Annotated in this window: 18 protein-coding genes, 1 pseudogene and 1 riboswitch; of the genes and pseudogenes, 2 read left to right on the top strand and 17 right to left on the bottom strand. The window is 71.3% G+C overall.

The features are described from left to right. Window positions 1–4: 4 nt before the first annotated feature. The 4 genes from P5P86_RS03410 to folP are packed head-to-tail and all read right to left on the bottom strand — an operon-like array spanning window position 5 to window position 2,269. Window positions 5–481 carry a DUF3180 domain-containing protein gene (locus P5P86_RS03410; RefSeq protein WP_280609878.1) on the bottom strand — a complete coding sequence of 159 codons (477 nt, stop codon included), beginning with the start codon at window positions 479–481 and terminating at the stop codon, window positions 5–7. After that, entirely contained in the window at window positions 478–1,047 is a 570-nt protein-coding gene (folK, locus tag P5P86_RS03405) for a 2-amino-4-hydroxy-6-hydroxymethyldihydropteridine diphosphokinase (RefSeq protein ID WP_280609877.1), read from the bottom strand. The genes P5P86_RS03410 and folK overlap by 4 nt, the downstream gene beginning before the upstream one ends. Then, window positions 1,044–1,409: a dihydroneopterin aldolase gene (folB, locus tag P5P86_RS03400; RefSeq protein ID WP_280609876.1), complete on the bottom strand. Its 366-nt coding sequence runs from the start codon at window positions 1,407–1,409 to the stop codon at window positions 1,044–1,046. Before folB ends, folK begins: the two co-directional genes overlap by 4 nt. Continuing rightward, window positions 1,406–2,269 (bottom strand): dihydropteroate synthase, encoded by an 864-nt coding sequence (gene folP / locus P5P86_RS03395; protein ID WP_280609875.1) that lies wholly within the window; start codon window positions 2,267–2,269, stop codon window positions 1,406–1,408. The genes folB and folP overlap by 4 nt, the downstream gene beginning before the upstream one ends. A gap of 122 nt (window positions 2,270–2,391) precedes the next feature. Between folP and P5P86_RS03390 the strand changes: the two genes are divergently transcribed. Continuing rightward, window positions 2,392–4,641 carry a methyl-accepting chemotaxis protein gene (locus P5P86_RS03390; protein ID WP_280609874.1) on the top strand — a complete coding sequence of 750 codons (2,250 nt, stop codon included), beginning with the start codon at window positions 2,392–2,394 and terminating at the stop codon, window positions 4,639–4,641. A gap of 134 nt (window positions 4,642–4,775) precedes the next feature. Here the strand turns inward: P5P86_RS03390 and folE are convergent, their stop codons facing one another. The 6 genes from folE to dacB all read right to left on the bottom strand — a co-directional run bounded on the left by folE (window position 4,776) and on the right by dacB (window position 11,678). Further along, on the bottom strand, window positions 4,776–5,363 hold the full coding sequence (folE, locus tag P5P86_RS03385; protein WP_280609873.1) for a GTP cyclohydrolase I FolE: 588 nt from the start codon (window positions 5,361–5,363) through the stop codon (window positions 4,776–4,778). Further along, window positions 5,360–7,420, bottom strand: coding sequence for an ATP-dependent zinc metalloprotease FtsH (gene ftsH, locus P5P86_RS03380; RefSeq protein ID WP_280609872.1), 2,061 nt, complete (start codon window positions 7,418–7,420; stop codon window positions 5,360–5,362). The genes folE and ftsH overlap by 4 nt, the downstream gene beginning before the upstream one ends. 121 nt (window positions 7,421–7,541) lie before the next feature. Beyond that, window positions 7,542–8,093, bottom strand: coding sequence for a hypoxanthine phosphoribosyltransferase (gene hpt / locus P5P86_RS03375; protein WP_280609871.1), 552 nt, complete (start codon window positions 8,091–8,093; stop codon window positions 7,542–7,544). A gap of 10 nt (window positions 8,094–8,103) precedes the next feature. Further along, window positions 8,104–9,177, bottom strand: a complete 1,074-nt coding sequence (gene tilS / locus P5P86_RS03370) for a tRNA lysidine(34) synthetase TilS (protein ID WP_280609870.1) — start codon at window positions 9,175–9,177, stop codon at window positions 8,104–8,106. 25 nt (window positions 9,178–9,202) lie between these two features. Further along, window positions 9,203–10,273: an Rv3626c family coenzyme F420 biosynthesis-associated protein gene (locus P5P86_RS03365; protein ID WP_280609869.1), complete on the bottom strand. Its 1,071-nt coding sequence runs from the start codon at window positions 10,271–10,273 to the stop codon at window positions 9,203–9,205. Between the two features lie 10 nt (window positions 10,274–10,283). Further along, a complete protein-coding gene (gene dacB / locus P5P86_RS03360) occupies window positions 10,284–11,678 on the bottom strand; it encodes a D-alanyl-D-alanine carboxypeptidase/D-alanyl-D-alanine endopeptidase (protein ID WP_280609868.1) in 1,395 nt (464 codons plus the stop codon). Between the two features lie 112 nt (window positions 11,679–11,790). Between dacB and P5P86_RS03355 the strand changes: the two genes are divergently transcribed. After that, a complete protein-coding gene (locus tag P5P86_RS03355; protein WP_280609867.1) occupies window positions 11,791–12,282 on the top strand; it encodes an inorganic diphosphatase in 492 nt (163 codons plus the stop codon). A 125-nt stretch (window positions 12,283–12,407) separates the two neighbouring features. Here P5P86_RS03355 and P5P86_RS03350 read toward each other — a convergent pair whose 3' ends face one another. From P5P86_RS03350 to P5P86_RS03320, 7 genes and pseudogenes are all read right to left on the bottom strand, one after another. Next, window positions 12,408–12,968, bottom strand: coding sequence for a hypothetical protein (locus P5P86_RS03350; protein WP_280609866.1), 561 nt, complete (start codon window positions 12,966–12,968; stop codon window positions 12,408–12,410). Next, entirely contained in the window at window positions 12,968–14,893 is a 1,926-nt protein-coding gene (locus P5P86_RS03345; RefSeq protein ID WP_280609865.1) for an acyl-CoA dehydrogenase family protein, read from the bottom strand. Before P5P86_RS03345 ends, P5P86_RS03350 begins: the two co-directional genes overlap by 1 nt. A 48-nt stretch (window positions 14,894–14,941) precedes the next feature. Then, complete coding sequence (locus tag P5P86_RS03340; RefSeq protein WP_280609864.1) at window positions 14,942–16,216, bottom strand: C40 family peptidase; 1,275 nt, start codon at window positions 16,214–16,216, stop codon at window positions 14,942–14,944. A 514-nt stretch (window positions 16,217–16,730) separates the two neighbouring features. Next, a complete protein-coding gene (locus P5P86_RS03335; RefSeq protein WP_280609863.1) occupies window positions 16,731–17,789 on the bottom strand; it encodes a phosphatase PAP2 family protein in 1,059 nt (352 codons plus the stop codon). Window positions 17,790–18,297: 508 nt separating this feature from the next. Continuing rightward, window positions 18,298–18,783: pseudogene (locus P5P86_RS20075) on the bottom strand (ABC transporter ATP-binding protein); the annotation flags it as partial. After that, window positions 18,783–20,486: an ABC transporter permease gene (locus P5P86_RS03325; protein WP_280609861.1), complete on the bottom strand. Its 1,704-nt coding sequence runs from the start codon at window positions 20,484–20,486 to the stop codon at window positions 18,783–18,785. The gene P5P86_RS03325 and the pseudogene P5P86_RS20075, both read right to left, overlap by 1 nt. After that, window positions 20,462–21,577 (bottom strand): thiamine ABC transporter substrate-binding protein, encoded by a 1,116-nt coding sequence (locus tag P5P86_RS03320; RefSeq protein ID WP_280609860.1) that lies wholly within the window; start codon window positions 21,575–21,577, stop codon window positions 20,462–20,464. Before P5P86_RS03320 ends, P5P86_RS03325 begins: the two co-directional genes overlap by 25 nt. Next, window positions 21,569–21,677, bottom strand: a riboswitch (TPP riboswitch). (Overlaps the previous gene by 9 nt.) Window positions 21,678–21,776 lie beyond the last annotated feature (99 nt).

The raw sequence follows: 21,776 nt of genomic DNA, 5'->3' as shown, positions 1-21,776 counted from the left end.
GCCGTTACGTTACGTCGCCCGAGTCGTCGTCACGGACGCGACACGCACGCTCGAGGAGAACGCCGGCACCGCAGATCGACAGCCCCAGCACCGCGGCGATCGCCGAGCGCAACACCCGCTGGCCCGCGAGCGGATCGCCGGACATCCCGAGCCAGCTGACCGCGTACCCGGCGTACCCGCCGGCGATCAGCGCCCCCACGAGGGCGCAGGCCCGGCCCAGGACCAATCGGTTGACCGCCCGGTGCGGCTCCAGGCGCTCGCTGCGGCCCTGCACGGAGCGCCACGTCGCCCAGGCCGTGCCGCCGACGATGAGCGCGACCAACAGCAGCGCGAGCGGCTGCAGCCAGGTCACCACCGGCGCGGTGCCGCGCCAGGACTCGGCGACGCGGTGCAGGAGCCAGCCGCCGACGAGTCCGACGACCCCCCAGCCGGTGAGGGCCCCGCCCGAGATAGGCCGCAGCCGCTCCCGGGGCTCGCTCACTCGACCTCGAGGACCAGGTCGTCGCGACGTGCGACGCCTTCCTCGCCGGTCTTCTCCAGCAGCGCGAGGATCGGCCCGTGACCCGGGATCTCCGCCCCCGGCTCGATGTCGGCCCACGGCCGCAGCACGAAGGCACGTTCGTGCGCCCGCGGGTGCGGCAGGATCAGGGCCGGGTCCTCGCTGATCCGGTCGCCGACGAGGATCACGTCGACGTCGAGGGTGCGCGGCGCATTCGTGACGTCCGAACGCTCCCGGGCATAGGCGTCCTCGATCGCCAGGGCGCGGTCCAGGACCCGCACCGCCGACAGGGTGGTGTCGGCCAGGACGACCGCGTTCAGGAACTGCTCCGCGTCCTCGGGGCTGTCGACCGGGTCGGTCTCGTAGACGGGAGAGACGGCGGTGACCCACACGTCAGGGGTGTCGACGAGGGCGGCGACGGCACCTTGGAGGTTGGCGAGCCGGTCGCCGAGGTTGGAGCCGATCGAGAGCACGATCCGTCGGATCGGACGCATCTCGCCGGTCAGGGTGTCGGCGTCGACGATGTGGGGATTGGGTACCTCGGTCACGCATCTGCCCTTCTGGTGATCGTCAGCGCGACGTCCGAGAACGTCGCGTCGATGGGAGCGTCCGGCTTGTGGACCGTGACACGCACCCATTCAACACGGGCATCCAAGAGGCAGACGTCCGCGATCCGCTGGGCGAGGGTCTCGATCAGATCGACCGGGTCACGCTCGGTCTGTGCTTTGACCTGCGCCACGAGACTCCCGTAGTCGACGGTGTCGCGCAAGTCGTCGGAGGCCGCCGCCGGGGCGGTGTCCAGGCCCAGCACCAGGTCGATGACGAAGACCTGTCCCTCACGTCTCTCGAACTCGAAGACACCGTGATGGCCGAAGCACTCGATGCCGATGATGGCCAGCTCGTCGCTCACAGCCGGTCCTCCCTCTCCTGATCGTCTCGTCCGTGCGGATCGTCCAGTCTGTGCACCACCGCGAGGGCGTCGCGGGTCGCTCGCACGTCGTGCACCCGGGTGCACCACACGCCCGCCGCGGCCAGGTGCGCGGTGATCACGGCGTGGGCACTCTCCCGCTCGCCCACCGGTCGGGGACGACCGTCGGCATCGGCCAGCAGCGTGCCCAGGAAGGCCTTGCGGCTGGCCCCGACCAGGACGGGCCGGCCGAGATCGGCGATCCGGCCCAGTCCGCGCAGCAGCTCCCAGTTCTGGTCGGCGGTCTTGGAGAAGCCGAGCCCCGGGTCGAGGACGATGCGGTCCTCGGGAATGCCGGCGGCCAGCGCGGCGGCCAGACGGTCCGCCAGCTCTGCTCGGACGGTCTCCACGACGCCGTCGGCGTACTGGGTGAAGTGCTGCATCGTGCTGCTGTGCGCGCGCCAGTGCATGGCCACGAAGACCGCCTCGGAGCCGGCGACGACGGGGAGGATCCGTGGATCCGCCAGGCCTCCCGAGACGTCGTTGACGATCCGGGCTCCCGCAGCCAGCGCCGCCTCGGCCACCTCGGCGCGCATGGTGTCCACCGAGACCACGGCGCCCGCCTGGGCGAGCTCCTCGATGACCGGGATCACCCGCGCCAGCTCCTCACCGACCAGCGGCCGGGTGGCACCGGGCCGGGTGGACTCGCCCCCGATGTCGAGGATGTCGGCACCGTCGTCGAGCAGCTCGTGTCCGTGCGACACCGCGTCGTCGGTCGCCAGGAACCGGCCGCCGTCGCTGAAGGAGTCAGGCGTGACGTTGACGATCCCCATCACCCGGGGACGCCCGATCGGCGCGAACACGCCACGAACCTACCGGAGTCGGGACCACTGCCGCGCACCGCCGGGATCGGCGCCCACACCCCTACCGGGGGCTGAGCGATCGTTAGCGTAAGTTTCGTCACGCGTTCGCCGAAGGAAGCGTCGTGACCGCGCTGTACGAATCCTCCGCCGCTCCCACCGACCTCGTCGTTCCCGCGCCGCGGGGCCCCGAGCGCGAAGCGTCGCTGGTCGAGTCCGAAAGCACTCCCGGTGGCGACCTGCCCGGTGGCGACCTGCCCGGCGCCGACCTGCCCGGCGCCGACCTGCCCGGCGCCGACCTGCCCGGCCGCGGCCGCCGCCGCGCGGGCCGCTCTCCGTTCTACAAGCGGGTGACGATCCGGCAGCGCCTGATCGCGATGGTCGGCGTGGGCGTGGTCGCGCTGCTGATCGTCACCGTGGTCGGCGCGATCAAGGTGGACCGGGTCGTCACGCTGACCCATGCCAACCGAACGACGGCGCAGGTCTCCAGCAAGCTCAACGCGGGCTACGAGGAGTGGTTGCTCCAGCGCACCTTCACCGGCGAGTACGTCGGCGCGGTCATCGGGCACGAGCCCGACCAGGCGTCGAACTCGCTCTACCAGACCGCCGAGAGTCACTACCAGACGGCGCTGCAGAAGTATCAGGCCGCGCTGGCACTGAACCCCGATGCGCAGTCGCGTGCCTTCTTGCAGAAGATGGTCAAGGCGACCACTGCCTACCACTCCTACCTCGCCGACATCCACGCCGCCGCGCTGGAGAACGACGGCGCCACGATGGGCAAGCTCGACAACAAGGCGAACAGCGATGCGAGCGCGGCCGTCGACGTACTGTTCAACACCGCCGACGATGCCACCGACGCCATCGTCGACCAGCAGGTAATCGCGATCCAGGACGCCGCCTCCTCGTTGCGGCTGATCATCACCACCGTCTCCATCGTCGGGCTGCTGCTGTTCATCGTCGGCGCCTTCGTGGTGATCCGCTCCATCGTCCGCCCGCTGCGCCGGGTGGTCGGGTCGCTGCAGGCGATCGCCGCGGGCGACCGCAGCAAGCGGGTCGAGCACTCCATGGAGGACGAGGTCGGCAGCATCTCGGTCGCGGTGGATCAGGTCATCGAGGCCCTCGACGCCGGCGACGCCGCTGCCCGGGAGGCCGAGGCAGAGCGGTTGGCCCGTGCCGAGGCGGACCGTCGCGCCACCGAGGAGCGCGCGCGGCTGGAGCGGGAGAACGCCGAGCGGGAGGCGCGGCTCGAGCGCGAGCGCGCCGAGGCCGAGCAGGCCCAGGCCGCGCGCGAGCAGGAGCGCGAGCGCCAGCTGGCCGAGGAGCGAGCCCGCGCCGAGCGCGAGCAGCTCGAGGCCGAGCACGCCCGGCAGCGGGCCGCCGCCGAGGCCGACGCCTCCCGCGCCCGGGAGGCCGCGGAGGCAGCGGCACAGACGGCCGCGCGCGTGGAGGTCGTCCGGGACTACCTCGCCTCGGTCGCCCGGGGCGACCTCACCCAGGAGCTCGCACTGGCCGGGGAGGACAACGTCGGCCAGATGGCCGACTCCGTCCGCGCGCTGGTCTCCTCGCTGCGGGCCAGCATGACCCGCATCGGCCAGACCGCAGCCTCGGTCGCCAGCGCCTCGGAGGAGCTCAGCGCTGTCAGCGGCGAGATGGGGCGCAGCGTCGACGACGCCGCCGCCCTCGTCGGGAGCGTGTCCTCGGCGGCCGGCCAGGTCTCCGGCAACGTGCACACCGTGGCCAGCGCCGCCGAACAGATGAGCGCCAGCATCTCCGAGATCGCCCGCAACGCGACCCAGGCCTCCTCGGTGGCCTCCGACGCCGTGGAACGGGCCCGGTCCGCCAGCGGCACCATCGAGGCGCTGGGCAGCTCCTCGGTCGAGATCGGCCAGGTCATCAAGGTCATCACCTCGATCGCCCAGCAGACCAACCTGCTCGCCCTCAACGCCACCATCGAGGCCGCGCGCGCCGGCGAGGCCGGGAAGGGCTTCGCGGTGGTGGCCAACGAGGTCAAGGAGCTCGCGGGCGAGACGGCCAAGGCCACCGACGAGATCGGCCGGCTGATCGAGGCGATCCAGCGCGACAGCGCCGGTGCCGCCACCGCCATCAGCGAGGTGGGCGAGGTGATCAACTCGATCTACGAGATCCAGGTGACCATCGCCGCCGCGGTCGAGGAGCAGAGCGCCACCACGAGCGAGATCTCCCGCTCGGTGACCGAGGCGGCCACCGGCACCAACGGCATCGCCGCCGACACCGCCTCCGCAGCAACCTCGGCCGCCGCAGCCCAGTCCGGCGCCGCCGGCACGGCCGAGGCAGCCGCCGCCCTCGCCAGCCTCGCCACCGAGCTGGACTCCCTGGTTCGCCAGTTCGCCGTCTGAGCAGCGCCCGGCGCGCCCGAACCGCGGGCCACGGGCGGCCGACCGGATCGTCGAGACGCAGGCCCGACTCAACCCGCACGCAGGCCCGACTCAACCCGGACGCAGGCCCGACTCAACCCGGACGCAGGCCCGACTCAGTGCGCGGTCGGGCGGTTGATCAGCGCCATCGCCTCGGCGCGGGTGGAGGCGTTGCTTCGCATGCTGCCCCGCACCGCCGAGGTGATCGTCCGCGCGCCGGCCTTGCGCACCCCGCGCATGGTCATGCACAGATGCTCGGCCTCGATCACGACGATCACACCCCGCGCCTCGAGGATCCGCATCAACGCGTCCGCGACCTGGGTGGTCAGCCGCTCCTGGACCTGCGGCCGCTTGGCGTAGACGTCGACCAGCCTGGCCAGCTTCGAGAGGCCGGTGATCTTGCCCGACTCGGCCGGGATGTAGCCGACGTGCGCCACGCCGGTGAACGGCACCAGATGGTGCTCGCACATCGACCACAGCTCGATGTCGCGCACCAGCACCAGCTCGTCGTGCCCCAGGTCGAAGGTCGTCGTCAAGACGTCCTCCGGCTCCTGCCGCAGCCCCGCGGTGAGCTCGGCGTACGCCCTGGCGACCCGGGCCGGGGTGTCGAGCAGGCCCTCCCGGTCGGGGTCCTCGCCGATGGCGTGGAGCAGCTCCCGGACGGCTGCCTCCGCCCGGGCCTGGTCGAACTCGCCGGTGCTCACGAGAGCGGCGGCTGGGTTCCGCCAGCCGGCGGGATCACGCCCGGGTCACCGTGCACGTCGCCGCCGGAGCCCGGAGGGGTCAGCACGGCTCCGCCGTTCTCGCTCGATGCCGCGTTGGCCGCCCGGCCGTTGGCCCGGTCACGGATCTCCTGCGGGATCTCCACGGCGGGCAAGGACGAGGGCTTGCGGGTCGGGGAGCCCGTCCAGGCGGGACGCTGGGGACGACGGCGCAGCGGCTCGAAGACAGCGGCGATCTCCTCCTTGTTCAGCGTCTCCTTGTCCAGCAGCGCGAGCACCAGCGCGTCGAGGACGTCGCGGTTCTCCTCCAGGATGTCGAACGCCTCCTGGTGGGCGTTCGCCAGCAGCTTCTTGGTCTCCTCGTCGACCACGGCGGCGACATCCTCGGAGTAGTTCCGGGAGTGGCCGAGGTCGCGCCCCAGGAACGGCTCGGAGTTGGAGTCGCCGAGCTTGATCGCGCCGAGCCGCTCGGTCATGCCGAACTGGGTGACCATCGCGCGGGCCAGGTTGGTGGCCTTCTCGATGTCGTTGCCCGCACCGGTGGTCGGATCGTGGAAGATCATCTCCTCCGCGGCCCTGCCACCGAGCATGTAGGCCAGCTTGTCCAGCATCTCGCTGCGGGTCTGGCTGTACTTGTCCTCGTCGGGCATCACCATCGTGTAGCCCAGCGCGCGACCGCGCGGCAGGATCGTGATCTTGTGCACCGGATCGTTGTGCGGCAGCGCGGCAGCGACCAGGGCGTGTCCGCCCTCGTGGTAGGCGGTGATGAGCTTCTCGTGGTCGCTCATCACCCGGGTGCGCTTCTGCGGACCGGCGACCACGCGGTCGATCGCCTCGTCGAGGTTCTGGTTGGTGATCAGCTTCTGGTTGCTGCGCGCGGTGAGCAGCGCCGCCTCGTTGAGCACGTTGGCCAGGTCGGCGCCGGAGAAGCCGGGCGTACGCCGGGCGACGGCCATCAGGTCGATGTCGGTGGCGAGCGGCTTGCCGCGCGAGTGCACCTGCAGGATCTGGAAGCGGCCGGTCAGGTCCGGGGCGTCGACCTGGACCTGCCGGTCGAAGCGTCCCGGCCGCAGCAGCGCCGGGTCGAGCACGTCGGGCCGGTTGGTCGCGGCGATCAGGATGACGCCGCCGCGCACGTCGAAGCCGTCCATCTCGACCAGAAGCTGGTTGAGGGTCTGCTCACGCTCGTCGTGGCCTCCGCCCATGCCGGCGCCGCGGTGGCGACCGACGGCGTCGATCTCGTCGATGAAGACGATCGCCGGCGCGTTCTCCTTGGCCTGCTCGAACAGGTCGCGGACGCGGGAGGCACCCACGCCGACGAACATCTCGACGAAGTCCGAGCCGGAGATGGAGTAGAACGGGACGCCGGCCTCGCCTGCCACGGCGCGGGCGAGCAGGGTCTTGCCGGTACCGGGCTGACCGTAGAGCAGCACGCCCTTGGGGATCTTCGCACCGACCGCCTGGAACTTCGCGGGCTCCTGCAGGAACTCCTTGATCTCCTGGAGCTCCTCGACCGCCTCGTCGACGCCGGCGACGTCGGCGAAGGTCGTCTTCGGCATGTCCTTGGTGATCAGCTTCGCCTTGGACTTGGCGAACTGCATCACGCCGCGACCGCCGCCGCCCTGGACCTGGTTCATCAGGAACAGGAAGAGCAGCACGATGAAGATGAAGGGCAGCAGGAAGCTGAAGATCGAGCCGAGCAGGCTCGGCTGGGCGACCTGGGAGTTGTACTCCTGGATCTTGCCGTCGTCGACCTGCTGCTGGACCTTGCTGATCAGCGACTCCTGCGCGCCGTCGACCCAGTGCGTGGACACCTTGTCGCCGGAGCTGCGCACGCCGTCGTTGAGGGTGGCACGGATCTGCTGGTCACCGTCGACGAAGGTGATGTCCTTGACGTCACCGTTGTCGATGTACTTGACCATCTGGGAGGTGGAGATCTCGTCCCCGCCGCCATGGGGCGCGAGGTACTGCAGGGCGAGCAGCACACCCACCACGGCGACGATGATCCAGAGCCACGGACTCTTGGCTATGCGCTTCACAAGGCTTCTCTCGGACGCTGACTACGGAGTTGACGAGGACTACAACGAGCCGAACGGGCGATTCGTGCCGCCTCGTCGATCTCATTGTCCCCTACCAAGGAAATCTCCAGGCAGGGGATGCTCAGGAGTAGACGTGGGGCGCCAGCGTGCCGATGTCGCGCAGGTTGCGGTAGCGCTCGCGGAAGTCGAGCCCGTAGCCGACGACGAACTCGTTGGGGATGTCCCATCCGACGTACTTGACCTCGACGGGCATCTGCTGCGCCTCCGGCTTGCGCAGCAGGGTCGCGATCTCGACGGAGGCGGGGTTGCGCGAGGCCAGGTTGGAGGTCAACCACGACAGGGTGAGGCCGGTGTCGATGATCTCGTCCACGATCAGCACGTGTCGTCCCGAGATGTCGGTGTCGAGGTCCTTGAGGATCCGTACGACGCCGCTGGACTGCGTGCCCGAACCGTAGGAGGAGACCGCCATCCAGTCCATCTCGACGTGGCGGCCGAAGGACCGCGCCAGGTCGGCCATCACCATCACCGCACCCTTGAGGATGCCGACGATGAGGAGGTCCTTGCCCTCGTAGTCCTGGTCGATCTGGGCCGCCATCTCCTTGAGCCTGGCGTGGATCTGCTCCTCGGTGAAGAGCACCTTGACGAGGTCGTCGCCGACGTGCGCGGAGTCCATGGCCGCAACACTAACCGGCGGCGGCCGAGGGGCCTGAGCCAGTACGCCGAAAGGCGAGGACGCCGGCGTCCTGGTAGGCGGTGACGTGCCCCGGCAGCTGGATCCGGCGACCGCCCGCGCCATGGACCAGCAGGTCCGCCACCGCGTTGATGTGGAGGGCGAAGAGCTCGTCGCCCGGGCAGCCGGCCTCCAGCGCCGCCAGCCGCGCGACCCGGGTCCGCATCGCCCGGCCCATCGGCTCGACGGGCTCGATCCGCACCCGTACGCCGAGCCCTGCCGTGGGCACGCCGTCGATCTCCTCGCGGGCGTCGCCGAACAGCCTCTCGGCGAAATCGTCGAGGAACTCCATGTCGGGTCGCAGCTGCTCGGCCGTGCGTGCGAGCGTGGCCGCGACGCCGGGCCCGAGCTCCCGCTCCAGCACGGGCAGCACGTCGTGCCTGACGCGCGCCCGCAGGAAGCGCGGGTCGGCGTTGTGCGGGTCGACCCAGAAGTCGAGGCCCTCGTGCCGGCACGCCGCCTCGGTCTGCTCCCGGGTCACGTCCAGCAACGGACGCCGGAAGGCGACGCCGCCCCTGGTGAAGCTGTGCCGCATGCCGGCGATCGAGCGGCCGCCGCTGCCCCGCGCGAGCCCGAGCAGCACGGTCTCGGCCTGGTCGTCGCGGGTATGCCCGAGCAGCACCGTGCGGGCACCAAAGTGGATGGCGAGCTGGGCGAGGGCGGCGTACCGGGCCTCGCGGGCGCCCGCCTCGACGCCGATAGCCGTCGAGTCGACGCTGACGCGGATCGACGCGGTCTCGTCCGCGCCCATCGCCGCCATCTGAGCGACCACCCGGGAGGTGTGCTCGGCGGAACCGTCCTGGAGGCCGTGGTCGACGACGACGCCGATCACCTGGTTGTCGCTGCGCCGCAGCTCGAAGATGGTCGCGGAGAGCAGGGCGAGTGAGTCGGCGCCGCCCGAGCAGGCGACCAGCACCGGCGCGCCGGCCGAGTCCGGCAGCCACACCCGACCCGCACCGGCCGGCACGAGGGTCAGCGTCTCACGCACACCGCGACGTACGGCGGCGACCGGGGCCGGCAGGCTCACCGCGCCGTCCACGTGACCGGCACGGTCACAGCACCCTGGCGATCCACCGCTCGGGGTGGTGGATCTCGTCCTTGGAGGGCAGGGTCTTGGGACCGGTGAAGACAGCGTTGAACTGCTCCATGCCGACCTTGTCCACGACGGTGCGCACGAAGACGGCACCATCGCGGTACTGGGCCATCTTCTGCTCCAGGCCGAGCAGCCGGCGCAGCACCCGGTCGAGGGTGCCGATGCCCTTGCGGCGCTTGTCGAAGGCCGTGCGGATGGTCGCCACCGAGGGGATGACGGTCGGCCCCACGTCGTCCATCACCACGTCGGCGTGCCCTTCGAGTAGCGACATCACGCCGGTGACGCGGTCCATGATCTCGCGCTGCTCGGGCGAGGAGACGGCCTCCAGCAGGTTGCCGTTGCCCTTGATCGCCTCGACCGCCCGGGACAGCCCGTCGCCGAGCATGCTCTGCACGTCCATCGTGTCCGCGAGCGCCTTGATCTCACCGAGGAGGTGGTCACGCAGCCACGGATTCGCGGTGAACTGCACCCGGTGGGTCTCCTCGTGCAGGCACACCCAGAGCCGGAAGTCGGTCGGGTCGACGCCGAGCTCGCGCTCCACGTGGACGATGTTGGGCGCCACCAGCAGCAGCCGCCCGTGCGGGCCGGCAGCCGTCTCGGCGAACGGGTCGAACTGGCCCAGCACCTTGCTGGACAAGAAGCCCAGCAGGCCGCCCACCTCGGCGCCGGTGACCTTGGCGCCGACGCTGCGGGCGATGCCGCTCATCGGACGCTTGTCGACCAGCTTGTCGACCACGGGCGCGATGACGTGCGCGAACGCGTCGGCGTTGGCCTGCACCCAGCCGGCACGGTCGACCACCAGCACCGGAGCGGTGTCGGCGGGCGCGTCGAGGCCGGTGAACTCCTTGACCAGACCCGTCGCCCGGCCGGCGTCGGCACGCAGCTCGGCCACCACCGCAGCGCCCTCGGCCCGGCTGACCTGCGGGCCCTCGCCGGCGATGCCCGAGCCGATGCGGACGGCGAAGTCCCAGTCGACCATCCCCTGGGCGCTGCCACCGTCCTCGCGAGCGCCGTACCCCGCTGCCGTCATGTCCTCGAACCTATCCGCAGCGGCAAGTCGTCAGCGCGCTGGCCAACGCGTCGAGGGCGTCGCGCGCCTTGAGCGTGTCCGGTACGTCGACGCGGTCGGCCACGACCGCGAACACCACGGGGCTGCCGTCCGCGTCGCGGGTGTACCCGGCGAGCGCGTCCACACCGGTCAGCGTGCCGGTCTTGGCCCGGACCACGCCGCGCCCCGCGTCGGCGTGGTCGTCGTACCGCTCCAGCAGGGAGCCGCTGAACGCGGCGACCGGCAGGGCGCTCACGATCGGCGCCAACCGCGCCTGGGTGGCCGCCTTCTGCAGCACCTGGACCAGCGTCGTGGCGGAGAGCCGGTCCGCGCGCGAGAGGCCGCTGCCGTCGTGCAGCGTCAGCCCCGTGGTGTCCACACCGAGCTTGGTCAGCGTCGTCGTGACCGCCTCCACGCCGCCGGCGAAGCTGCCGCCGGTACCGGCCGCGAGACCGGCCTGGTGGGCGAGCACCTCGGCGCCCTCGTTGTCGCTGGTCTCCAGCACGTGGTCGACGATCTCGCGCAGCGGCGGACTCTGCACCTGCGCCAGCAGCGTCGCGCCGGCCGGAGCCGTCGCAGCGCTCGGTGAGCCGGCGACACCGATCCCGGCGGCGGTCAGGGCGTTCGCGAAGGTCCGGGCCGCGTCGGCGGCCGGGTCGGCGACGCGGCCGTCGCCCCCGTGGGTCCGGCCCTCGTCGGCCCACAGCGCGGTGATCGGCGCGACCACCCCCTCGCTGATGTAGCTCGGCGGCCAGGAAGGGTTGACAGCGGGCCCGGTGAACAGGCCGGCGTCGTACTGCAGCCGCACCCGGTGGGTGCCGCGCTGCCGCAGCGCCGCTGCCGTCTCGCGGGCGAGCGTCGTGAGGTCCGCGGCCTGCGGATAGCCCTTGTCGGGGCGCGCCGCGAGCAGCGGATCGCCGCCCCCGACCAGCACGATCCGGTGCCCGGTGCCCGCGACGACGCGGGTGGCGAACCGCTTCTCCGGGCCGTCGAGAGTCAGCACCGTCGCGGCGGTGAGCAGCTTGTTCGTCGAGGCCGGCGTGGCCACGCCGGACCCGCGGGACGCGACGGCGGCACCCGTGGTGCCCGCCACGGCCGCGAGGACGTGGTCGCCGAGAGCCGCGGTGAGACCGCGGCGCAGGACCCGGCGTACGGCCTCGGGCTTCAGGGTGCCGTCGCTGGGGGCGGCGATCGCCGGGGCCGGGCTCGGCGAGGGTGGGTGCACGCTCAACGGCAGCGGCGGGGGCGTGGCGGCGACGCGGTCGTGACCGCGCCAGTGGTCGACCCAGCCCAGGCTCCAGGTCGCCCCACCGACGACGAGGAGGAGGACGACGAGCCCGACCAGAGCGAACCGGCCGAGCCGACGGCGCTGACCCGAGCGTGACACCGATGACCTCCTGGGAGCCTGCTCCTCGACGCGTGAGGAATCAGGGCTGATGAGAGTGCGACCGCCATTGTGGTGGAGAATGGCACGTCACAACACTTGCGGAGGCACACACATGACGCTGACGTTCGACGTCCTGATCGAGATCCCGAAGGGCTCGCGCAACAAGTACGAGGTCGACCACGAGAGCGGCAAGATCCGCCTCGACCGCGTGCTGTTCACCTCGATGGTCTACCCGACCGACTACGGCTACATCGAGGGCACCCTCGGCGGCGATGGCGACCCGTTGGACGCGCTCGTGCTGCTGCCGTTCCCCGTCTACCCCGGCGTGGTGGTCGAGTGCCGCCCCGTCGCGATGTACGTGATGGAGGACGAGAAGGGCCAGGACGAGAAGGTCCTGTGCGTCCCGAACGACCCGCGCTTCGACGACATCCAGGACATCGACGACGTCGCCAACTGGGACCTCGACGAGATCAAGCACTTCTTCGAGCGCTACAAGGACCTCGAGCCGGGCAAGTCCGTCAAGGGCTCTGACTGGGTGGGCCGCGACGCCGCGATCACGGAGATCGAGGCGTCGTACGAGCGGGCGAAGGCCGCCGGGTACTGAGCCTTCTGCGGTTGCGGTTGCGGTTGCGGTTGCGGTTGCGGTTGCGGTTGTGACCCCTGGGGGTCAATTCCGCATGTTGGTGGGCGAAGCATTGCCCGACAACGTGCGGTTGCGACCCCTGGGGGTCATTCCCTTTCCGCCAGCCAGCGCCCGAAGACGCGGATGAACTCAGCATGCGCGCTGGCGGTCGCGTTCCTGCCCCTGGCGTTCAGCGAGTGATCCGCACCGGGCAGCTCCAGCACCTCGACCCCCCGACCCGCGAGCCGCTGCGCCGTCGCGGAGTCCCACGCCTCGTCCGCCGTACCGCCGACGAGCAGCTGCGTGGCCCGGTTGGCAGCGATGCCCTCGACGACGTCGTCACGGCCGAGCAGCGGCGTCAGCCAGCAGGACCCGTACGCCGCCCGCGCCGCCTCGTGCGCGGCGAGGCTGGCCAGCGACTTGGCCAGCAGCCGCACCGGCCCGTCGTAGCCGCTGACGGCGTCAGCGAGCTGCGCGCCGGCCCAGGCGGTATCCACCTGCTCGGGTGCCTTCCACCAGACCTGCCGCACCCGCCAGCCCAGATCCACGGCTGCCTGGGTCGCCACCGCGAGCAACGGCTTGTCCGGGTGGTAGCCACGGCCCGGCAGCACGACCAGCAGCCCGACCTCGTCACGGGCCGGGCCGAGGTCGACGTGCTCGGCGGCCATCAGCCGATCAGGTCCTCGGCGCGGAGCAGCTCGCGCGGGACGCTGAACGCCTCGACCAGCGTGCTCGCCGAGGGGCGCAGCTCGCGGCACAGCGCGCCGACCTCGCGGGAGATCGCCTTGGACCGTGCCACGCTGAGCCGGCCGTGCTCGAGGAACCAGGCGCGGTCGCGCTCGATCTCGCCGAGTGCGTGCAGGCTGCACACCCGCGCCAGGAGATCCTTGGTCGGCCCGTCGGGCAGCTTGTCGACCTTGGCGGTGAACGCCTCGAGGACAAGCCGCTCCACGTGGGCGTGCGCCGAGGCGATCACGTGGTCCTGCACGCCGGAGAAGACAGCGGCCGGGTCGCCGCCGGCGTCGACGCCGCGCTTGAGCCGGCGCGCCACGCCGCCCAGCATGTGCTCCTCGCGGAAGCGGAGCATCGCGAGGTGGTACTCCGGGTCGCGCAGCTCGGCCTCCTGGTCCCAGGAGTCGCCGCCAGGCAGCAGGTCCCGGACACGCTCCAGCAGCTTGTGCGCCGCTGTCCGCTCCAGCACCGTCTCCACGGCGACCCCTGTCACGAAGCGGACCATGCCGAACTGGTCGAGGTCCTCGAAGTCGCTGGCGTAATCGGTCAGCAGGCCCTTGGCGACCAGCTGGAGGAGCACCGTGTTGTCACCCTCGAAGGTGGTGAAGACATCGGTGTCGGCCTTGAGCGCGGCGAACCGGTTGGCCGCCAGGTAGCCGGCGCCACCACAGGCCTCCCGACACTCCTGGATGGCGCGGGTGGCGTGCCAGGTGGCCAGAGCCTTGGTACCGGCGGCACGTGACTCCAGCTCGCGGCGGGTCTGGGTCTCGACGGTCTCCGGCGGCGCGCTGAAGACCTCGTGCAACTGCTCGCGCAGCACCTCCTGGGCGAAGGTGAGAGCGTAGGTGCGGGCGATCAGCGGGAGCAGCCGACGCTGGTGCTGGCCGTAGTCGAGCAGGAGCATCTCCTGCCCATCGCCGGAGCCGAACTGGCGGCGGCGGTCGGCGTACAGGGTGGCGATCGTCAGGGCCGACCTGGCTGCGCCCAGCGCCGCTCCGCCGACGCTCACGCGACCCTGGACGAGCGTGCCGAGCATGGTGAAGAAGCGCCGGTTCGGGTTCTCGATCGAGCTCTCGTAGCGGCCGTCGTCGGTGATGTCGGCGAACCGGTTGAGCAGGTTGGCCCGCGGCACCCGGACGTCGTCGAACCACAGCCGGCCGTTGTCCACGCCGTTGAGGCCCATCTTCGGGCCATCGTCCTCGATCCGTACGCCGGGGGCGGGCCGGCCGTCGACACGGATCGGCACGAGCACCGCGTGCACCCCGTGCTTCTCCCCCGCGACCACCAGGTTCGCGAACACGACCGCGAGCTCACCGTCCTTGGCGGCGTTGCCGATGTAGTCCTTGTAGGCGTTGGCGTCGGTGGTCGTGACGATGAGCTCGTCGGTGTCCGGGTCGTAGGTGAGGGTGGTGCCGAGCTCGGCGACGTTCGAGCCGTGCCCGTGCTCGGTCATCGCGAAGCATCCCAGCAGTCGTCCGGAGACCACGTCGGAGAGGTAGGCCTCGTGGTGCCGCTCGGTGCCGAGGTGCAGGATCGCGCCGCCGAACAGGCCGAACTGCACACCCGACTTCACCAGGATCGACAGGTCTCCCAGCGCCAGCGTCTCGAAGGCGGCGATGGAGGCGCCGACGTCCCCCGCCCCGCCGTACTCCTTGGGGAAGCCGAGGCCGGTCAGACCCGACTTCGTCATCTCCAGGAGCAGGTCGCGCACGCGTTCGCGATAGGCATCGCGCGGCAGCTCGTCTGCCTCGTGCAACAGGCCGGCGTGCGGGATCAGCTGGTCACGGACCTGGCGGCGTACGTCCGCGTCACGGCCGTCGAGGGCGGCGGCCAGGCCCTGGGTCAGGTCGTCGGTGCTCATGCCCCCGAAGGTATCCCCGACCCGCCTCCTCCGAACCCGGTCGGCGCCTCAGGGACGGGCGAAGAAGTTCGGTGCCGTCCAGGAGTACATCGAGACCTCGTCGACGTCGGCCCCGGTGTGCGGGGCCTGGATGATCATGCCGTTGCCGGCGTAGAGCGCGACGTGGTGGATCGAGCCGGGGTTCTCGGTGGTGCCCCAGAAGACCAGGTCACCGGGGCGGAGGTCGCCGAAGCTGATCGGCGTCGACTCCTCGTACTGCGCGACCGAGTAGTGCGGCAGGTCGATGCCGCCCTGTTCCCAGGCCCGCATGACCAGGCCGGAGCAGTCCCAGCTGCTCGGCCCGGCGGCGCCCCACACGTAGGGCTCGCCGATCTGGGCTCGGGCGAAGGAGAGGGCTGCTGACACGCCTGAGGCGCTGGTGGCCGGGGCCTGGTCGGCGTGACTCGAGGCGCTCGGCGCCGCCTGTGCGCTCGGCATGGTGCCGGTGCGGGCGCCCTTCTGCGACTCGCGCTGCTGGGCGGCCTTCGCCTGCGCCTCGGCGGCGGCCTGCTTCGCCGCTGCCTCGGCGGCCTCCTTCGCCGCGGCGGCAGCGGCCGCGCGCTCCTCGGCCCGCTCCTCGAGCGCGGCCTGCCGCTTCGCTGCGATCTTCACGCTGACGTGCTTGAGGTGGGCCAGCTGCCGGATCAGCTTCGTCTTCTGTACGGCGATGCCTGCCGCCTCGTCCTGCGCCTTCTGCGCGGCCGTCGCCGCGGCGTCGCGCTTCTGCTTGGCCTCCGCCTCGGCAGCGGCTGCCTTGCGCTCGGTGTCTGCGGCCTGGCTGGAGGTGACCTTGGCCAGGGAGGCCGCGGCCTGGAGCCGGCCGTACTGCGCGTTGAGCGCCGTCTGCGAGGTGTTCATCGCCTGGGTCTGCTGCTGGATCTGGTCGATCCCGTCTGCCTTGGCCATACCCGCCAGTGAGGTCAGCTCGGGTGCGGCCTGGTAGTCGCCGACCACGCTCTGGGCGTACGCCTTGCGCTGCGCCTGCTGAGCGGCCTGGGCCTGCTTCGCCGCTTCGCGGGCCTGGTCCGCTGCCGTCCGGGCCTGGTCGGCCTTCCACTGCGCGCCGTTGTAGGCCTCGGCGGCGATCTCAGCGGTGTCGCTGGCCTGCTGCAGCCGGGTGTTGGCGCTCGCCAGCTGCGCCCGGATCCGGCCGACCTCACTCTGCTTGCTCGTCACCGCCTGCTGGGCCTGCGCCACGTCCTGCTTGCTGGGGATCGGCTGGTGCGGCTGCGCGATCGCCGAGGACGTCATCAGGCAGGCCGAGGCGAGGCCGAGCGAGAGCACGGCCGCGGTTCCAAGGGTCCGCTTCGAGGTAGGCACGCCGGTGAACTTAACGTCTCAACAGTCACATGAGCAACAAAAACCCCAACTTTCACAGCTTTAACCGGCGTGTCGCATTGACAATGACAACCATGTAATTCCCGAACTACAGCAGTGTCATTCGTCGAATCGGGCCTCCGTCCCCGTCGAATCGGGCCTCCGTCCCCGTCGAATCGGGCCTCCGTCCCCGACGCACTGCGGCAGCACCGCGGGCACGGCCGGATGGTGCGAGGACGAGAGCCGGGCGGTGACCGACGTGCGCCGCCGAGGCGCTACCGGACGACGCGCCGCGACGAAGGAGCGCCGCGCGGCGGTAGGTCTGCCTCGGCGGTGGGCGGCGGGCGCCGCACGGCACCCACCCCGACCCAGCAACCCGGTCAGACCCCCGACTCAACCCGAACGCAGACCCGACTCAACCCGGACGCAGACCCGACTCAACCCGGACGCAGACCCGACTCAACCCGGACGGACGCCCGAATCAACCGCGCGCGAGCGCTTCCTTCGCATGGATCTGCGCACCTTCGGCCTCAAGATCGCGTGTGCCCTTGCGCTCGAACCTGTGCCCCGCGGCCAGCCCACCGACGTAGAAGGAGACCAGCGCGATCATCACGCCGGCGACGTCGTCGGAGAGGCTGTGCCAGCCGAAGTAGAGCGTGGCCAGCGCGGTGACGCAGAAGTTGCACCAGAAGAAGATCCGCAGGAAGCGGTTGTTGACGGTGTGCTGGACCATCAGCGCCGTGAGCATCGTGATCGCGCAGTGCAGCGAGGCGAAGCCGGCCACGGACTGGACCGCGTTCACCACCCCCTCGCTCCATCTGATGTTCTGCCGGCCATGGACGAGGGCATCCATCAGCTGGCCGGCTGGCGTGTCCGGCTCGCCGTGGTAGATGTACGGGTAGGCGATCCCCGGTCCCAGCGTGGGCAGTGCGTAGTAGGAGATCGTGCCCAGCGTCCAGGCGATGCACTGTGAGCCGACGAACCAGTAGCCGTAGGCGAGGTTTCTCGACCACACGATCCAGATGGTCACCGCGATCGGCACCAGCGGCAGGAACCACAGGTAGACGTAGGAGAACAGGTAGGCCAGCGCCCCGTCGCCGAAGACGTTCTGCATCACCGCGCCCGGATGGTGGCCGAACAGGATGGCGGTGTCGATCAGCTCGAGGTCGTGGTCGTACTTGGTGTGGATGACGAACGGAAGCGCCGACTTCATGTTCCGGTAGCCGACGTAGACGATGTAGAAGCAGACCACGCCGAGCCCGACCAGCGTGAGCCGGTCGCGGGTCCAGTGCGTCCGCAGCCGCTCCCGGAAGATCGCCGGCATCAGCTTCGGCTTGCCCCGCGAGACCCATACCGTGCGCGGGATCAGGTCCACGCCGATGGCCGCGCCGAGGAGGATCGGGAGGCGTGCCCAGGACGGGCCGAGGAAGCTGCCGTCGGGGTCCACCAGGTGATGGCCGCTGGTCGCCGCCAGCACGATCGCTCCGATGCCGACCAGGAGTGCTGTCCCGATGAGGAGGAACTGGGCGCGGCGGTACATGCGGGGCAGTTTACGAAAGAATGCTGAGACGGGCCTGTTCGGCACGGAGCCGCACCCGCTCGCCAGGCCCTGGGTGCGCACCCGATGTCGCGACGGCGTCGATCGTGCCCACACCGTCGACCTCGACCACCAGCCGGAGCTGATCGGGAGTGGCACGGGCGGAGACCACCACGCCGGAGAGCGGCCCGTCGTCGGCGAGCACCAGCGCACTGCGCCGTACGGCGACGGGCCCGTCCGCCCGCACACCCGCGGCCGCGCACACCGTCGCGGCCGGCGCGCCGGTGAGCACCCGGGCATACCCGAGGAAGAGCGCCGTCTCGGCGTCCGCCGGCTGGCGCCAGACCTCGTCGACGGGGCCCTCCTGGACCAGGTCGCCCTCGCGGACGACGGCGAGGCGATCGGCGACGGCGTACGCCTCCTCCTGGTCGTGGGTGACCAGGAGTGCCGTCGTGCCGGCGGCGACCAGGATCTCGCGCAGGTCGGTCGCGAGTCGTTCGCGCAGGCCGGCATCCAGAGCGGACAGCGGCTCGTCGAGCAACAGCAGCCGCGGCTCGACGGCGAGCGCGCGGGCGAGGGCCACCCGCTGGCGCTCGCCCCCCGAGAGCGTGCCCGGGAGCCTGCGGTCATAGCCCTCCAGCCCGACCAGGGCGAGCAGCTCGGCGACGCGCCGTGCTCGCTGCGTGCGCGGCACCCGGCGCAGCCGCAGCGGGTAGCCGACGTTGGCGGCCACGGGGAGGTGCGCGAAGAGCTGACCGTCCTGGAACATCAGCGCGAAGCCGCGCTTGTGCGTCGGCACCCCCGCCAGGGACCGCCCGTCCCAGGCGATGGTGCCCGTGGCGGGCTCCAGGCCCGCGATCGCGCGCAACAGTGTCGACTTGCCCGACCCGGACGGTCCCAGCACGGCCAGCACCTGACCGTCGGGCAGGTCGAGGGAGACGTCGCGGACCGCCTCGACGCCCTCGTAGGCGACGGTGACACAGCGCAGCGACAGCATCACAGCACCCCCAGGCTGGGCACCCGGAGCCGCTCGACGACCAGCATCACCACGGCGGTGGTTCCCGCCAGGACGCACGAGGCGGCGAGGGCCATCCCGTAGTTCATCGCGCCGGGGTGGCCGATGAGGCGGTAGATGACCACCGGGACGGTCGCGCTCTCGTCGCGGGCCAGGAAGCTGGTGGCGCCGAACTCCCCGAGCGAGACGGCGAACGCGAAGCCGGCCGAGGCGAGCAGCGGCCGCCACAACACCGGTACGTCGACCACGAGCATCCGGCGCAGCGGCCCCGCCCCGAGCGATGCCGCGGCCTGGCGCTGCCGGTCGTCGATCCCGCCCAGCGCCGGGACGAGCGTGCGCACCACCAGCGGCAGCGCCACCAGCGCCTGCGCGATCGGCACCAACCAGGGTGAGTCGCGCAGATCCACCGGCGGCCGGTCGAGGGTGACCAGGAAGCCGAAGCCGAGCGTCACCGCGGAGACGCCCAACGGCAGCATGAAGAACGCGTCCAGCGTGCCGCGCAGCCGTCGCTCCGCCCGGCCGTGACCTCGCCGGGTGACCGAGAGCGCGACCAGCAGCCCGAGCACCAGCGCGAGCAGGGTGGCGTCCACGGCGATGCGCAAGGACAGGTTCAGCGCGGAGGTCACCGGCTCGAGCAGCGCCTGGTGCGAGCCGGTCGAGCTCAGCGCGCGGTAGTTGGCCATACTCCACCGCTTGCCGTCGGGCGTGGAGACCCGCAGGCTGCCGACGAGCAGCGCCGCGAGCGGTGCCGCGACGAAGACGAGGAGCAGCGCCGTCACCGCCAGCTGCGGCAGGTCGGCGAGCCGGGGGCGGCGCGGCCGGCTGGGGGCACGCTGGGCGCTGCCCGGTAGCCGGCGCACCCGGGCGCCGATCCCCAGCAGCGCCACGACGACGGCGAGCTGGAGCAGGGACAGCGCCGCGGCACCCTGCAGGTCGAGCAGGTTCGTGGTGAGCAGGTAGATCTCGGTCTCGACGCTGGCGTAGCGCAGGCCGCCGAGGGTGAGCACCACGCCGAAGGAGGTCGCGCAGAAGAGGAAGACGACCGAGGCGGCACCCACGATCGCCGGCCGCAGCGCGGGCAGCGTGACGGTACGGAACACCGTCCACGGGGCTGCGCCCAGCGCGGCCGCAGCCTCGGCCGGACGCGGATCCAGGCCCTCCCAGGCCGCGCCGACGGCCCTGATCACGACGGCGACGTTGAAGAAGACCAGTCCGGCGATGATGGCGATCGGCGTACCGTCGATCGGCAGCCAGCTCAGCGGCCCGGTGAGCAGCTCGCGGAACGCGACCCCCACCACGACCGTCGGCAGCACGAACGGCACCAGCAAGGCGGCCCGCACCACCCGGCGCAGCGGCACCGCGAGCCGATGCAGCACGTACGCCGCCGGCAGCCCCAGCAGGAGCGTGACGGCGGTCGCGACCGTGGAGCTCCACACCGTGAACCAGAGCACCCGGTGCACCCGGGGCCGCCGCAGCACGTCCAGCACACCGCCGGCGTCCCAGTGCCCTGCGGGCCTGAAGCCGCGGCCGACCATGCCGATCACCGGCAGCACGAAGAACACCGCCAGCACCGCGACCGGCACGGCCGCCAGCGCCAGCAGGGTCACGTAGCGGCCCGCTGCCGCAGGTCCACCGGGCCGCTCGGGCCGCTCGGGCCGCTTCACCGGGACGTCACGTCGCTCCACTGCTGGAGCCACTCCTCACGATGGGCGTCGATCTGCGCCGGGCTGACGGTCAGCGGCTGGGAGGACGGCACGGCGAACTTCGCCCACGCGGGTGGCAGGGGCGTGCCGGTGACGACCGGGAAGACGTACATCGAGTCGGGCAGCTTGGCCTGCACCTGTGGCGAGAGCAGCCAGTTCACGAAGGCCTCGGCGCCGGGGACGTTCGTGGCTCCGGTGAGGACCCCGGCGTACTCGATCTCGCTGAAGCAGGTGTCGAGCAGCGCCTTGGTGGAGGTCTGCCCGTTCTTGACGGTGAAGGCCGGGTCGGAGTCGTAGGAGAGCACGATCGGCCGCTTGCCGTTGCCACCTCCCTGGGTGAACTCCACCTCGTAGGCCTGGTCCCAGCCGTCGGTGATCTCCGCGCCGTTGGCCATCAGCTTGGACCAGTAGCCCTCCCACCCGTCGCCCGAGCCCGTCGAGGCGCCGTACTGCGCGATCGTCGCCAGCAGGAACGCCATCCCCGGCGAGGACGTGGTCGCCCCGGGGGTGACGAAGAGGTTCTTGTACGCCGGCTTCACCAGGTCGTCGAGGGACTGCGGCGCCGGGAGGTGGTGGGCGGCGAACCAAGTGGTGTCGACGTTCACGCACACCCCTGAGTGATCGACCGGTGTCAGGTGGGCCCCGCCGTCCCCGGCGACGTCGTAGCCGCTGACCCCGGCAGGCAGGTCGGCGGGGGTGTACGGCGCGAACACGCCCGCCTTCAGGGCCCGGGTCGCGAAGGTGTTGTCGACGCCGAAGGAGACGTCCCCGTCGGGATTGCCCTGGGTGAGGACGAGCTTGTTGGTGAGCTTGCCGGCATCACCGCTGGCACGGACGACCAGGTGGTAGCCGGTCTGCTGCTCCCACTGGGCGACCAGCTTCTTGGGCAGGTTCCACGAGTCGTGGGTGACCAGGACGACGTCGCGGATCCGGGGTGCGGCCGAGGCGCCGGTGGTCACCCCCTGGTGGGACGGAGTTCCGGCGGGACCGGTGTCGTCCTTGGACGAGACCGAGCAGGCGGTCGTGGCCAGAAGGACGGCGATACCCACCGTCGCGAGCGCATGCGTGCGCATATGTTGACTCCCTTCGCCGGTGCTAACCGGTGCAGGTTCGGAGGGTCTGCGACGCTGCTGTCGCACTCTCAGCCCTTGACGGGCTCCCCTGTCTGTGTGCCTTTCAGCCTAGGGCACCTGCTCGAGGCGTCCGATGCCGGTCCGCAGGTCGATCCTCAGGTGGCACTCACGCGCGCAGCGCCTTCAGGCGCGGACGGAG

Source organism: Nocardioides sp. BP30, from assembly GCF_029873215.1.
In the GTDB taxonomy this organism is placed as follows: Bacteria; Actinomycetota; Actinomycetes; order Propionibacteriales; family Nocardioidaceae; genus Nocardioides.
The sequence above is the reverse complement of the archived record's forward strand: the minus strand, read 5'-3'. Positions and strand labels throughout refer to the sequence as shown.

What these genes read in the sequence shown, in the direction of transcription:
- P5P86_RS03335 (WP_280609863.1), bottom strand. Translation starts at nt 17,789, where the DNA reads ATGTACCGCCGCGCCCAGTTCCTCCTCATCGGGACAGCACTCCTGGTC.
- P5P86_RS03365 (WP_280609869.1), bottom strand. Translation starts at nt 10,273, where the DNA reads ATGACGGCAGCGGGGTACGGCGCTCGCGAGGACGGTGGCAGCGCCCAG.
- P5P86_RS03320 (WP_280609860.1), bottom strand. Translation starts at nt 21,577, where the DNA reads ATGCGCACGCATGCGCTCGCGACGGTGGGTATCGCCGTCCTTCTGGCC.
- P5P86_RS03355 (WP_280609867.1), top strand. Translation starts at nt 11,791, where the DNA reads ATGACGCTGACGTTCGACGTCCTGATCGAGATCCCGAAGGGCTCGCGC.
- P5P86_RS03345 (WP_280609865.1), bottom strand. Translation starts at nt 14,893, where the DNA reads ATGAGCACCGACGACCTGACCCAGGGCCTGGCCGCCGCCCTCGACGGC.
- hpt (WP_280609871.1), bottom strand. Translation starts at nt 8,093, where the DNA reads ATGGACTCCGCGCACGTCGGCGACGACCTCGTCAAGGTGCTCTTCACC.
- P5P86_RS03350 (WP_280609866.1), bottom strand. Translation starts at nt 12,968, where the DNA reads ATGGCCGCCGAGCACGTCGACCTCGGCCCGGCCCGTGACGAGGTCGGG.